The organism is Actinomycetota bacterium, from assembly GCA_035536535.1.
In the GTDB taxonomy this organism is placed as follows: Bacteria; Actinomycetota; JAICYB01; order JAICYB01; family JAICYB01; genus DATLNZ01.
This window is the reverse complement of sequence record DATLNZ010000006.1, coordinates 26,745-40,246: the sequence shown is the minus strand read 5'-3', so window position 1 is coordinate 40,246 and position 13,502 is coordinate 26,745. Positions and strand designations below refer to the sequence as shown.

The window sequence follows — 13,502 nt, the reverse complement described above, 5'->3', positions numbered from 1 at the left end:
TGAGTCGATCTCTTTTTGTAGGGCCGGATTACCGGGGGAACCGGTCGAGGGTGCAGTACTCGACCCCGCCCGTCCCGTCCATCGTGGCGGTCGTGCATCCCAGGCTCACGGGAGTCAGAGCGATCAGCTCACTTTCGGTGTAGAAGGTGCCCGAACCGAACACCTGCTCACGCTGGACCGTGGGCCCGGACCTGAACCCGACCAGGTCCCCGTTGAACGCGTACCCCCCGGCGCCTCCCGCGAGAAACCGCGAGTACATCACGTTGCTGCCGGGGTAGATGAAGTCCGTCTGGAACTCCAGGTCAGGGGCGGCTGCGCATCCGTACAGGTTCGAGGTGGGCGCGCCGGCGGCGATGTCCCCGCGCCCGGTCGGGTTGTCGGGCAGCACCGTTCCCAGCCGGCTGAAGACGTAGATCGTTGCCTCGCAGTGGCCTGCCTGAGCCGGCGCAGCAGCCAGCGGGACGAGACCTGCAACGAGTGCGGCTGCGGTGGCAGCCATTGCCAGACGCCGCCTGAGCGACATGGAACCTCCTTGGGTGCGCGGACGTGACGTGTGACTGTTTCTCCGTCCCTCCCGTCCTTCCTGCCGGGGCCACTGACAAACATCCGCGCGTAACCCCGGCCCCCGGGAGACGGCGCATGGCTGCGGCGGGCCGCTTGCCCGTAGCCTGGGGCCCATGAGCACCGATCTCGCCTTCGCCCCAGCTATCGAGCAGGCGCAACTGGTACGCGGTAAGCAGGTCTCGCCGGTGGAGCTCGTGGAGCTGTACGCCCGCCGGATCGAGCGGCTAAACCCCGTTCTGAACGCCTGGGTGACGCTGGCCCTGGACCGGGCCATGGACGAGGCGCGAGCGGCCGAGGCGCGCGCGGGAGACGAGGACCTGCCGGCGTTCCACGGTGTCCCGATCTCCATCAAGGACCTGAACGACACGGCCGGGATCCGCACCACCCACGGGACCGCGACCTACGCGGACCGGATCCCCGGCTACGACGACCACGTCGTGTCACGGCTGCGGGCTGCCGGCTTTATCGTCCTCGGCAAGACCAACACCCCCGAGTTCGGGACGACCCCCTGGACCGAGCCGCCGGCGTACGGCGTCTGCCGCAACCCATGGGACACCTCCCGCACGTCGGGCGGGTCATCGGGAGGCGCCGCGGTGGCCCTCGCCGCGGGGATGTGCCCGGTCTCCCAGGGGTCCGACGGTGGAGGGTCCATCCGCATCCCCGCCTCCGTCTGCGGCCTCTACGGCATCAAGCCATCGCGCGGACGGGTGTCCGCGGCCCCCGATCCAGGCAGCCTGCTCTCGCAGAACGGTCCCATTTCGCGGACGGTGTCCGACGCCGCGGCGCTGCTGGACGTCATGTCCGGACCCGTGGCGGGCGACGCCTGGACCGCACCGCCCCCACAGAGGGAGTTCCTGGCGGAGGCCACGACGCCTCCGGGCAGGCTGCGCATCGCCTTCTCCTGCAAGCCCCCGGCCGACGTCCCCGTTGCGCCCGGGAACCAGGAGGGCGTCCGGAGAGCAGCCGGTCTGCTCTCCGACCTGGGCCACGACGTCGAGGAGGACTCGCCGGAGTACGACCCGGGACTGGTGGACGCTTTCCTGACGATCTGGTTTGTCGGCGCCGCGGCGCAGGACCCGATGCCCCCGCTCGAAACGCTGGACCCGGTGAACCGGGCGCTCGCGGAGCTCGGGGAGACGACGTCGGGGCCGGCTTTCCGCAGGGCCTGGAACCGCATCGAGCGGGAGTCGCGCAGGATCGTTTCCTTTTTCGACCGCTACGACGTCCTGGTGACGCCGACGGTCGCGAGCCCCCCGCCGCTGCACGGCCAGTACAAGGACGCCGAGCAGCCGCTGATGGAGTTCTTCGGGGCCATCAACTTCGTGCCGTTCACCGGCGCCTGGAACTCGACCGGACAGCCGGCGGCAACGGTTCCCGTCCACACCGACGAGCTGGGGCTGCCCGTGGGGGTCCAGCTGGCGGGGCGGCAGTACGACGAGGCCACGCTGATCCGCCTGTCCGCTCAGCTGGAGCAGGCTGCCCCGTGGGCGCACCGAAGGCCCCCGGGAGTGGAGGCCGAGGCGGACGTCCTCAGCCGGCGAGGGTCCTGAACCTCGACACCAGTTCCGCGTCCTTCGGCTCCGGTGGACGCAGATCCAGCCATGTCTCGCGCTTGCGCTCGTTCTCCAGCACGATCCAGTCGTAGCCGTAGGAACGGGGGCCCGCAAGCGCAGGCTCCCGCACGAACCTGGCGTCGGTGAGCGTAGCCACGACGGCGTAGCCGATCTTGGGCTTTCGCTGCCAGAAGGAGGCCAGCCCCTCCAGCTCGGTGCCCCTGGTGCGCTGCTGAAGCTCCCGCAAAAAAGCGTATTCACCCTTCCAGGCGATGCGGACCGTCGCCTTGGCCACGAGCAGAGGCCCCATCCGGATCCAGACGACGTCATCGGGGAACACGCCGTGCTTGTAGGCGGGCCCCGGGCGGTCGCGAGCCTCCACGGCGACGGTCATCGCTGGGCGCCCGTCCCGCGCCGACACGTGCTCGGGGTCGAGGATCACTACGTGGTCCACGGTGGGACATGGTCGCACAGCGAACGGCACGGGAATGGGTGAGGGGCCCGGTCCCCAGACCGGGCCCCTCGAAGAGCCGTGGACGAGCGCCCCCAGCTCAGCTCAGCGGAATCGACCCCAGTCCCCTCGACAGGCTCACGCCACGGACCATCCAGCCGACGTCCTCGCTGGCCGACCCGGACCCGAACAGGAGCCGGACCTTGATGTCCTGGCCCTGGAAAGCCGCGAGAGCGAACTCCGGGGTGCCCCCGGCGGTCGTGTAGCCCTTCGCCGTCAGCGCGCCGGGAGCCACGCAATTCCGGGCGCTGGTGCTCAGCGTCGACGGGTAGCCGCCCAGCGGCGCGACGGTAACCCAGTTGGCACCACCGTCCCCCGTGACCTGGACGACACCGCCGTCGTCGGTCGAAGCGGTTTTGATCGTGTGCTCGAATCGCAAGGTCAGCCCACCAAGGCCCGGAACCGCCGAGGTAGAGACGGACGGCGATTCGATGGCGCTGCACTCACTGGAGTTGTACTTGCCCGCCGCCTTGCTGGTGGTCCAGGAGGGACGAGCATTGGTGTCCGGGGATGGCCCGTAGCACCAGGACGGGTTCGTCCCGGTGACGGACCAGCCGGGAGCCCCCTGACACACGGACGCCTCGGCTCCGGGCGAGACAACAGCACCCGCTCCGGCCTGGATCAGCACGTCGTCCAGGTACACGCCGCGGGCGACGGTGGAGGCGTCCGAGGCGAAGATCATCCGCAGCTTGATCTCCTGACCCATGAACGGAGACAGGTCGATCGTGTGCTTCATCCACTCGTCGGGCTTCGGGGCAGTGGTGGGTCCCGAGTACACCCGCTGGGTGGTGGTCGTCACTCCCAGGCAGCTGCGAGCCGTCGAGCTGCTGATCATGGTCCGGTCGTAGCCCTCCAGGGGAGTCACCGGAGTCCAGCGTCCGTCCGCCGTGCCGACCTGCATGACCGCGGCGTCGTAACCACCCTGGGTATGGCGCCAGAGGCTGTAGGTCATGCGGGCGGACTCCGCCCCGGCGAGGCCGGGAGGAGCCGTCAACAACATGCCCGGGCTCGTGACCGCGGAACACTCGTTGATCCCGTAGTCGCCACCGAGCCTGGTTCCCCATGCGCTAAGGGAGCCGGGAAGCGGCTCGGGAGGAGTCAGAGCCTGACCCCACTCCCAGGCGAGCGTCCCATCGGCGACCCATCCGTCGCCGTCGTTTTCGAACGACGCTGCGTACAGCGTGGCGGCCGGGGTGAACGGAACCGCCGCCTGCTGCGGGATGCCTTGGCTGATTGCGGCGCCCACACCAAGCTGGATGCTGACGTCGTCGACGTACCAGCCCCGCTTCACGACGCTGGAATCGCTGGCGAACACCCAGCGCAGGTAGAGCGGGCCGCCCATGTAGGGGGTCACGTCCACCTCAGCCAGCGACCAGGCATCCGCAGCCGGCGCAGAAGACGACGCGCTGGTGAATGCCAGGTCAGTGGGGCCAAGACCGAGGCAGTTGCGGGCCGTGGTGTAAGGCACCGCCCTCGAGCCGCCGACTGCATTGAGCGGCTTCCACGACTGCCCGTCGGAGGATCCGAGCACCAAGCCTGCGTCGAACTTCGGCTCGGTGTGCATCCAGTGACGAAACGCCAGCCTCGCCGTGGTCACCCTGGGGTTGGTGGAGCCGGTCCCCGGCCCGGCGAAGGCTCCGAGGTCGATCGCCGGACTCTGGATGTAACCGCATTCGGAGTTGGCGTAGTCACCCGCGAGATTGGTTCCCCACAGTTTCGGACCCTGACCCACAGCGGGCGTGGGGGGACTGACGGCATCGCCGAATTGCCACGACGCGTTGCCACCCCCCACGAAACCGGCGTCTCCCAGCTCGAAGTCCTCCGAGAACACCGTCTGCAGGGGCGTGAAGGGCACGGTGTGGTCCACTCCGGTCGGGGGGGCCACCTGCGCCCCCGCCTGACCGGCGAACCCTACCGACGCCAGCATCCACGCGGCCAGCAGCACTGCGCTACTGCGCCACATTCGTGTTTTCATCCTCATCGGCCGCTTTCCCCCTACAGCTCGAGCGGAACGCCGGCCAGGACGACCGAACGCAGATACCAGCCGTCGTAATGGACGCTGCCTTCCGATCCGAACAGGAACCGGATCTTCACGCTCGCCGCTCCGGCCAGCGCAGAGAGGTCAACCGTGACGGTCTCAGGAGCGGTCGGCGCACCAGAGAAGACCGACGACGTGGTCGGGACTCCGTTGGCGGCCAAGCAGTTCTTGAGACCGGTGCTGTACGCCGGTCGGTCGTACTCGGGCAGCGTCAGCGGCAACCAAGTGGCGCCGCCGTCGGTCGACGCGAGCAGGACTCCGCCGTCCCAAGCCGACCCGGTGGCAGTGGCCGACTCAATCTTGTACCAGTGCTCGAACACCATTGTCGGGACCGCGGCCAGCGTCGCCCCGTTCACGTCCGGGGTGTCGAGGTAACCGCACTCATTGGCGCTGTAGTTGCCGGCCGGGTTGGTCGCGAAGACCTCGCCCCCCTTGTAGGGGCCGGTGGTGGCCACTCCGCGCGCCCAACTCGTGGTGCCTCCCGTGGTCCATCCGTCCGCGAAGTAGCGGGGTGGCTGAACGTCCGGAGCGTGCGGGATTCCCACGTAGGACTTCATGCCGACCGCGATGTTGTCCACAAACCACCCGTCGTAACGCAGGGTGGAGTCCGTCGACGCGAACAAATACCGCACTGTGACTACCTTGCCGATGAAAGGCGTCAGGTCCGCCCTCTGCGGCGCGAGCTGGTCGCCCACGGCGTTGATGAGGCCCGCGAACCCGCCGGACGCCTGGGTGTCGTCCTGCAGGCAGGCGTTGAGCGCGGCCGCGGGGTTGGTGGTCCCGTAGCCGGTGGTGGGAACGACGTTGGTGTACACGCCGTCAACCCCGACCTGGACGACGCCGGCCCCCCCGCTCGAGCTCGAGCGGAAGAACTGGTCCCACGACAGCGTGGCCTTCAGCGTCCCCGTCGGGTCCGAGTCCAGGCCCTGCGGGCGCAGGTCGATAGGAGTGGTCTCGATGGAGCTGCACTCGTTCTGTCCGTAGTTGCCGGACAGGTTCGTTCCCCACAACGGTGTGGTTGCCGCCGGTCCGGCCGTGGCCGTCCCGTGGCTCCACCCGAGCGGGGTGAGGGGTGCGGATGTCGCCTTGATGGTGAACCCGCCGTCGGAGTTCTCGAAGTCCTGCACGGTCGAGCCCGCGTTGGTGGTGACCGTGAAGTCGTCGATGTACCAGCCGGCACGGCTCGTGACGCTGTCGGACCCGAACGCGATCGCGAACTGCACCGTCTGGCCGGCGAATGCGGTCAAGTCAGCCGACACGGGCGAGTAGGTCGCCGGGGGAACCGTCGTGCCGGCCGGGCCGGAAAGACCCTTGGCCCCCGTGGGCTGTGCCGCCAGGCAGGTGCGGGCCGTGCTGCCCACCTGCTTGGAGGTGTACCCGCCGCCCGGGTTGATCAGCTGGTAGCTGTTGCCCCCATTGGTGGTTACGAAGAGCATCCCCGCGTCAAACGCGAAGCTGGTCAGCGAGGTGCTCTCCTCGATGTGCCTCCACTGCATAAACGACACCGAGGCGCTGGTGGCCGTGGTGAGGTCGATGGGCGGCGACACGATGGCCGAGCATTCGCTGTTGTTGTAGTTGCCTGCCAGGTTCGTGGCCCACACCTTGGTGCCCGAGAACGCGACCCCGGGACCGCTCGTGGGGGTCCCGTGCGCCCAGCTGGGGTTCTTCGGGGGCGCGGACGGCGGCGGCGTGACCGCCGTCACCCCACCAGCGTCCTCATCGAAATTCGCCGCGTACTGCGAACCCAGATCCAGATCCACCACCGGCTCGTGGTCGGCCAGAGCCTGACCCGACAGCCCGCCGATCAACGCGAGTGTGGCCCCCAGGACCGCCACCCGCCTTACCCACCATCGCACCCCTGCGTCCTTGCCCATGTCCGTTTCTCCTCTGCCGTCTGTTTTTGTCGTGTGCCGCGTACCGGTCAGAGCCCGACCGTCTGCTGGAACACTCCGCCCTGGAAGAACGCCTTGCCTGCTCCGTCCTTGAACCGGGTCACCGCCAGGAGGCGGTAGTCGTCCGGCGATGTCGGCAGGAGCTTGGTCGTGAACGTGAACTGCTGGCCCACCGGCAGGTTGCCCGGCTCGAACGAAAGAACGACCCGCCCGTAGTTGCCGTCCTCGGTCACCTTCTTCGGCGTAGGAGCGGCGAACCGCGACTGAGCCACCGCCGGGTCGAAGTTGTCACCCGGAACGAACTTGTAGCGGTCCGGGACGGTGAACTCGATGAGCACGCCCGACGCGTCTTCGTTGCCCGTGTTGGTGGCGGTGAAGGTCAGTGCCTGCGGGCTGCCCGGGAGGGCCTTGGCCTCCAGCCCCGTCAGCTGCATCGACATGAACACTCGCTTGACGTCGATGGTCCCGACGCGGTCCACGAGCCCGTCGTGGACGATCCCATCGGGGTCGGTCCACGTGTAGGCGAACGTGCCCCTGAACGTCCAGGTGCCGGGCGAGATATCGCCGCCGACGGTCATCGTGTGGCTGACGCTCTGGCCGTCCAGGAGGCCGAGGCTCGCATCGGCGCTCTTGAGAACGGTCTCGGCTCCGGACGGGCTGGTGAGCGTGGCCCGGAACGGACCGGTGGCGCGGGCGCCCCCGAGGTTGCGGACCGTGAAGCTGAGCTTCGTGGAGTCACCCAGCCGCACCAGGGGGCTCGAGATCCCGAACGTGTCGATGATCTTCGCCTCGTCGGTGGCGTTGAGCAGGGCGTAGATGCTCAGCAGCTGAGGAAGACCCCACCCGAAGGTGTTGTCCTCACCGGCGGTGCCGAGGTCCAGCGCCGTGAGCTTGAAGACCTGCTCCTCGGCGCGGGCTGGGGTGTCCCAGCCGGCACCGGTGAACTGCTTCTTCATCTGCTCGGCCAGAGCGACGGCCCCCGCTATGTGCGGGGTGGCCATGCTCGTTCCCTGCCATGTCTTGTATCCGCTCGGGTCGCTGTTGCCGGCCCCGGAGCGCGGGATCGAGCTGCGGACCGCGACTCCCTTCGCGGCGACGTCCGGGCAGATCCGGGACGGTCCGCCGGTCTCGAGGTCGGCGCAAGGTCCTCGGCTGGAGAACGAAGCGATGACGCTGTTCTTGTCCACCGCGGCGACGGACAGCGCGGAGTCGGAGCAGGCCGGACCTCCCACGCTTCCGGCGCCGGGGCCGGAGTTGCCGGCCGCGAACACCGACAGCATCCCGAGGTCTGTCAGCTGGCGGACCGTCCGCATGACCGCACTGCTGCTCGACGAGCACGTCGAGCCCCAGGAGTTGGACGAGATGTCCGCACCCTCGTTGTAGGACCAGGTCAGCGAGTTGATACCGTTCTCGAACGATCCGCTTCCTGCGGAGTTGAGGAACTTGGCGCCGTAGAGCGTCGCCTTCGGGGCGACTCCGGTTTCCTGGAAAGCTCCGAACTGCGGGTCGACGTAGTCGCTGGCTCCGACCGAAGTCCCGGCGACGTGCGTGCCGTGGCCGTGGTCGTCGTAGGGGGTCACGCGGTTGTTGGAGTAGTCCACCCACTTCGCAATTCGCGTCGACCCGTCCGCGTTCTTCAGGGCCTCGTGGTTCGGGTCGAGACCGGTGTCGATAATCGTGACCTTGATGCCCTCGCCCTTGAAGCCGAGCGCCCAGATGTCCTCGGCCTGAAGCATCTTCCGGCCGTCGCTGTTGCTGGCCTCGATGCCACCGGGGTCCGGGATCGGCTCAACCAGGCGCACCGCGCCTTCGTAGTCGCGCTCCATGTACTGAACCGTCTTGAGCGCGGCCAGCGCCTTGGCGGTGACCATCGTTCCGGACACCTTCACCGCGGGGCCAGCCGCCCACTTCGTGACGACCCGGCCCCCCGCAGCCAGCGCGACCCGCTCCACCTCGGTGAAGAAGGGCTGCGAAGCCGACTCCATCGCCCGCATCGCTGCTGCGCGGTCGGAGAACCTGTTTTGGGTAAAGCCAACGTGCGCAGGGCCCGTGACGATCACGTCCAGACTCTGGGTGTTGCCCTTGCGAACCGCGTCAACCAGTCCGGCATCGGCCTTCGCCAGAAGCGTCTCCGTCGTGTCGACCGGAAGCGCCTGACCCGCCGCCGGACCCGCTACAGGTCCGAAAACAAAAAAAGCGCACGCGATCGCGATGATCGTGCGCGCCCTCGAACAAGTCGAGTAGCCCACTATGTGCCCCCCTTCGGGCAGGCGCCCCAGCGCCGTCCCCATTGCCCCAGCGCCCGAAGGGATTTCGAGTTCGGACCCCCCCAGGTCGCACTCTTTGGCACAGGTTCTGCGTCGGAGCCGATATTCCTGCCTGCTGCGAGGAGCAATTTCCACGACGGGCACTTGCTCGGGTTGCCGCGTGCTCATAGGGGTGGGTCGCGGAGGCCGGCGGCGGCGTGGGTATCCTCGGCCCCCATGGCGCGAACGAAGGTGTCCGTAGGCGCTCACGTCTCGCCGGCCGACCCTCTGGCGGCCGCGCGCGAGATCGGCGCGACAAGCGTTCAGATCTTCCTGTCGGATCCTCAGGGATGGCGCAAGCCCCCGCCCCGCGATGACGCGGACCAACTCAAGGCCTCAGACGTCGGCGTCTACGTCCACGCGCCGTATCTGATCAACGTGGCCTCCCCGAACAACAGGATCAGGGTCCCGTCCCGCCGCATCCTTCAGGACACCTGTGACGCGGCGGCCCTCGTCGGGGCGGCCGCCGTGATCGTCCACGCGGGACACGCGGAGGACGACGTCCAGGAGGGGATCGGCCGCTGGGTCCGGACGCTGGAGATCGTGGAGACGACGGTGCCCGTGTACATCGAGAACACGGCCGGAGGCGACAACGCCATGGCCCGCCGGTTCGACGTGCTGGCTCGGCTCTGGGAGGCAGTGGGCCCGCTGGGTGCCGGCTTCTGCTTCGACACCTGCCACGCCCATGCCGCCGGCGAGGACCTGGCCGACGCCGTTGAACGGGTGCTCGGCATCGTCGGGCGCATCGACCTCGTCCACGCGAACGACTCAAAGGACGCGGCCGGGACGGGGCGCGACAGGCACACCAACCTCGGCTCGGGGACCATCGGAGCCGATGTGCTGCGGGACATGCTGCGGGCGTGCGACGGGGCGCCGGTCGTCTGCGAGACGCCCGGAGGGCCGGAGGACCTGGCTGCCGATCTGGACTTCGTCCGGCGCGCCGTCGGCGGCTAATCCCCTCAGCGTCCTGTGGCTCGGTGGGCGCTGATCCAGCGGGAGGCGAAGTCGACCACCGCCCGCTGGGACATCAGCAGGGCGCGGCCTGCTCCGGCGGCGCCCTGCTGCTCCAAGCCCGTCTCTTGCGCAAACGCCCGTCCGAGCTCCTCGAAGTCGTCGGAGTCCCAGTCCAGGTCCTGGAATCGGATCCACCGCCTGACCCCGTCCGCCACCACAGGGGCTCCCTGCTCCACAGGGCGGCGGCCGGGCGGATCGGCCCTGAACTCGCCGAGGTGCAGGGACGTGTTGTTGGCATGGCTCACTCCCAGCAGGAGCACCCGGCCGTCCAATTCGTACACCCTTGCCAGAGGCGAGCCCTCGCCCATGGAGTACGACAGCGAATGTCCGTCGACCACCCGGGACGCGTGGGGCCCCCGCGCGGCGAAGGAGGACTGCGGGTGGGAGCTGCGGACCGTCCCGGGTTGTGTCCGGAAGCACTCGGCTACGACGCCCATCCTGCGGGTGGGGGTCATGGCCGCGTCGAACGGCGGCATGGTCCTGCGAATGACTTCAAACCAGCTCTCCGGGACGGGGGGAGCGCGCCAGTACGAAGGCTCGCTCAGACCGCCTGAGTGCGCGGGCATCACCAGGGTCCCCTCGTGGCCCAGCGCCTGCTCAAGCGCAAGGACCACGGCCTGCGCCCCGCCGCACACCCATCCGAGCGCGCTGAGAGACGTGTGCACGAGCAGCACCATTCCCGGGCGGACCCCGAGCGAGGTGAGGTCTGAGACGAGGGAGTCGACCGTCACGGGCCCGGTCGCCTCCCGCTGCTGCAGGGCCTGGATCGCAGAGTCCTCGGAAGTCACGTCGTCGTGACCGGCACTCCCTGGTCGAGGTCCATCTCGGCGCCCTTGAGATCCATGTTCACTCCCGCCCGGGGCGGTAAATCTACGGCCCGGGGGGCGGGAGGAGGCGCCGCCGGGGGGCGGCGGGGCCTCCTCCACGCCCGGTGCGTCAGCGAGACGAGGACCGGCCCGCGGACTTGCGGGAGCCGCTCGACTTCCTGGAGCCGCTCGACTTCCTGGAGCCGCTCGACCTCTTTGCAGTGGCCTTTTTTGCCGTGGCTTTCTTTGCCCCGGTGGACTTCTTCTTCGCGGCGGTCTTCTTTGCCCCGGTGGCCTTCCTTGCCCCGGTGGCCCTCTTTGCCGTGGCCTTCTTTGCCGTGGCCTTCTTGGCCCCCGTGGCCTTCTTTGCCCCCGTGGCCTTCTTTGCCCCCGTGGCCTTCTTCTTTGCCGTGGCCTTCTTTGCCCCGGTGGCGCGACGGGTACCAGCACCGTTGGACGCCCCGACGGAAAGGAGCGCTCCCTCGCGGATGATCTCGGCGGCCGCCAGAACCGCAGGCACCGATCCGGGTCCACCGACCTCCTCCCCGAGCTTCAGAGAGAACTGCTCCAAGCGGCCCGCGGTCTGGGCCTCCTCGCGCAATGTCTCCTCGAGCAGCGGTACGACCTCCTCGTGGCCGGCGGTCGCGGCGAGCTTGATCAGGGCCCCGTAGGCCGACATCTCGTAGTGCTCGACTTTGATCGCCGCACCCGTCGCGAACGTGTCATGCACCACGCCCTCGGGGCTTTCGTCCCGGACGAACTTCGTGTACTCCTCGATCAGGCCGCTCACACCGAGGCACTTTTCTCTCTTCGGGTCCTCGTCGAGCATCTGGAAGACCCTCTCGAGGCGGTCGGCCTGCCCCTGGGTCATCTCGCGGTGCTCGTTGAAGGCCCGGATCAGCCTTTCGTCCGACGCGTTGTCCGACATGGTGGTCAGTGCCTCCACGAGCCGGTGCTCCGCGTCGTAGATGTCCTGCAGCTCGTGCAGGAAAAGTTCGTGAACGTTGTCCGCCATTCCGTGCCTCCTCGTTTTCAGCTCTCCGCAAACCGCGGCTAAACGGACCCTTACCCACGGACCGCACGGGAAAACGTCGGATCGTACGCTACGCGCGTGCGAGTGAGGGTTCTCGAGAAGCTCACGGCCAGTGACCTGGAGCACGTCCGGGAGGTGCTGGAGGCGTCGGCCGTCCACGACGGGCACCCGCCTCTCAGCGAGCACAAGCGCATGGAACTCGAGCGGGGGCCCTCAGGCGACACCCGCTACGTGCTGGCGTGGGAGGACGGACACGATCACGCCGTCGGTTACGCCCACCTGTCCGGGACCGGGCCGGACCGGGGCGTCTGGGGAGTCGAGATCGTGGTGCATCCGCAGCACAGGGGGGTCGGGTTCGAGCTGGCGCTCGCCGAGGCCGCACTGGCACAGGTGGCAGAGACGGGTGGGGGCAGAGTGACGCTGTGGGCCTTCGACGCGACGGACACCCACGAGGCGCTCGCCCACAGGCTGGGGCTGCGCCGCAGCAGGGACCTCCTGCAGATGCGCCGACCGCTGCCTCACCCTGACCGGCCCCAGTGGCCGGCTGGAACCTCCGTCCGCTCATTTAGGCCCGGAGACGAGCACGAGTGGCTCGAGGTGAACGGCCGGGCGTTCGAGGGCCATCCCGAGCAGGGCCGGTGGGACCTCGACACGCTCCGGAGCCGGATGCGGGAGCCATGGTTCGACCCGGACGGGTTCCTCGTGGCCGTGGACGATGGCGGAATGGCCGGGTTCTGCTGGACGAAAGTGCACGAGGCCGAGCGGCTGGGCGAGATCTACGTGATCGCCGTCGATCCGGACAGGGGCGGCCGGGGGTTGGGAAAGGCGCTTGTCCTGGCCGGGGTGCACAGCCTCGCTGGTCGCGGGCTGCCGGGGGTGATGCTCTACGTGGACGCGAGAAACACGCCGGCGGTCGCCATGTACCGCCGGCTGGGCTTCGACGTACACCACACCGATCGTGCGTACGTCACCGACGTCGGATCCGCGGACGGGCGGTGACGGTGAAAACGACCGCGAAGATCAGAGCCGCCACCAGGACGATGGTGGCGCCCGAGGCTACGTCCAAGGAGTAGCTCAGAAACATTCCGGCCGCGCCGGAGACCGCTCCCAGCCCGGTGGACAGCCGCAGCATCCGGCTGAACGAGTTGGTGAGCAGGCGGGCCGTGGAGGCCGGGATCACCAGCGCCGCGGCCACCAGCGTCACGCCCAGCACACGCATAGTGGCGGCCACGCAGGCCGCCAGCACCACCGCGAAAAGGGCATCCATCGTGCGGGAAGGAACACCCGACGCCTCGGCGACCTCAGGGTCGAACGCCGTGAACAGCAGTGGCCGGTAGCAGAGGAAGATGAAAGCCCCTGCCGCCAGTGCAATTGACCCGAGCACCGCCACGTCGGCCCCCGACACGCCCAGCACCGACCCGAACAACGCCGCTTCGAAGTTGCGGGTGAACGACCGCGACCGGCTGATGATGGCCAGGCCGATCGCAAACGAAGCCGTCGTCACGACTCCGATCGCGGCGTCGGCCCCCACCCGGCGCCTCCGGGAGATCTGGTTGATCAGCAGGGCCGATGCAAAGCCCCAGGCGCCGGCGCCGGCGTAGAAGTTCACCCCGAGCACAGAGCTTGCGACCGCGCCTCCGAACACGGCGTGGGACAGGCCGTGGCCTATGTAGCTCATACCGCGGAGCACGACATAGGCGCCGATCAGCCCGCACAGCGCTCCGGCGAGCGTGGCCGCGGCAAGGCCCGTTCGGAAGAAGTCGAACGACAGGGGGTCCAAAAAGT

11 protein-coding genes are annotated in these 13,502 nt (G+C 68.6%); 3 read left to right on the top strand and 8 right to left on the bottom strand.

Features of this window, described 5'->3' with window-relative positions:
• Positions 1 to 28: 28 nt before the first annotated feature.
• Complete coding sequence (locus VNE62_00590) at positions 29 to 523, bottom strand: hypothetical protein (protein ID HVE90788.1); 495 nt, start codon at positions 521 to 523, stop codon at positions 29 to 31.
• A 154-nt stretch (positions 524 to 677) separates the two neighbouring features.
• Between VNE62_00590 and VNE62_00585 the strand changes: the two genes are divergently transcribed.
• On the top strand, positions 678 to 2,114 hold the full coding sequence (locus VNE62_00585) for an amidase (protein ID HVE90787.1): 1,437 nt from the start codon (positions 678 to 680) through the stop codon (positions 2,112 to 2,114).
• On the opposite strand, the gene VNE62_00580 is transcribed toward VNE62_00585, so the two are convergent.
• The 4 genes from VNE62_00580 to VNE62_00565 form a co-directional block, all read right to left on the bottom strand.
• On the bottom strand, positions 2,095 to 2,571 hold the full coding sequence (locus VNE62_00580) for a hypothetical protein (protein HVE90786.1): 477 nt from the start codon (positions 2,569 to 2,571) through the stop codon (positions 2,095 to 2,097). The genes VNE62_00585 and VNE62_00580 overlap by 20 nt on opposite strands.
• Before the next feature lie 97 nt (positions 2,572 to 2,668).
• Entirely contained in the window at positions 2,669 to 4,591 is a 1,923-nt protein-coding gene (locus tag VNE62_00575; GenBank protein HVE90785.1) for a hypothetical protein, read from the bottom strand.
• Between the two features lie 32 nt (positions 4,592 to 4,623).
• The gene (locus VNE62_00570; GenBank protein ID HVE90784.1) at positions 4,624 to 6,540 is read right to left on the bottom strand and encodes a hypothetical protein; all 1,917 of its coding nucleotides are present in this window, start codon (positions 6,538 to 6,540) and stop codon (positions 4,624 to 4,626) included.
• A gap of 47 nt (positions 6,541 to 6,587) precedes the next feature.
• Positions 6,588 to 8,849, bottom strand: a complete 2,262-nt coding sequence (locus tag VNE62_00565; protein HVE90783.1) for a S8 family serine peptidase — start codon at positions 8,847 to 8,849, stop codon at positions 6,588 to 6,590.
• A gap of 207 nt (positions 8,850 to 9,056) precedes the next feature.
• Here VNE62_00565 and VNE62_00560 point away from each other — a divergent pair, with 207 nt between their 5' ends.
• A complete protein-coding gene (locus VNE62_00560; GenBank protein ID HVE90782.1) occupies positions 9,057 to 9,818 on the top strand; it encodes a deoxyribonuclease IV in 762 nt (253 codons plus the stop codon).
• A 5-nt stretch (positions 9,819 to 9,823) separates the two neighbouring features.
• On the opposite strand, the gene VNE62_00555 is transcribed toward VNE62_00560, so the two are convergent.
• Positions 9,824 to 10,666 carry an AAC(3) family N-acetyltransferase gene (locus tag VNE62_00555; protein HVE90781.1) on the bottom strand — a complete coding sequence of 281 codons (843 nt, stop codon included), beginning with the start codon at positions 10,664 to 10,666 and terminating at the stop codon, positions 9,824 to 9,826.
• Between the two features lie 148 nt (positions 10,667 to 10,814).
• Positions 10,815 to 11,699 carry a DUF892 family protein gene (locus VNE62_00550; protein ID HVE90780.1) on the bottom strand — a complete coding sequence of 295 codons (885 nt, stop codon included), beginning with the start codon at positions 11,697 to 11,699 and terminating at the stop codon, positions 10,815 to 10,817.
• Between the two features lie 96 nt (positions 11,700 to 11,795).
• Here VNE62_00550 and mshD point away from each other — a divergent pair, with 96 nt between their 5' ends.
• Entirely contained in the window at positions 11,796 to 12,716 is a 921-nt protein-coding gene (gene mshD, locus VNE62_00545) for a mycothiol synthase (protein HVE90779.1), read from the top strand.
• Here the strand turns inward: mshD and VNE62_00540 are convergent.
• Positions 12,685 to 13,497, bottom strand: coding sequence for a metal ABC transporter permease (locus VNE62_00540; GenBank protein ID HVE90778.1), 813 nt, complete (start codon positions 13,495 to 13,497; stop codon positions 12,685 to 12,687). The two genes, mshD and VNE62_00540, sit on opposite strands and share 32 nt — an antisense overlap.
• Positions 13,498 to 13,502 lie beyond the last annotated feature (5 nt).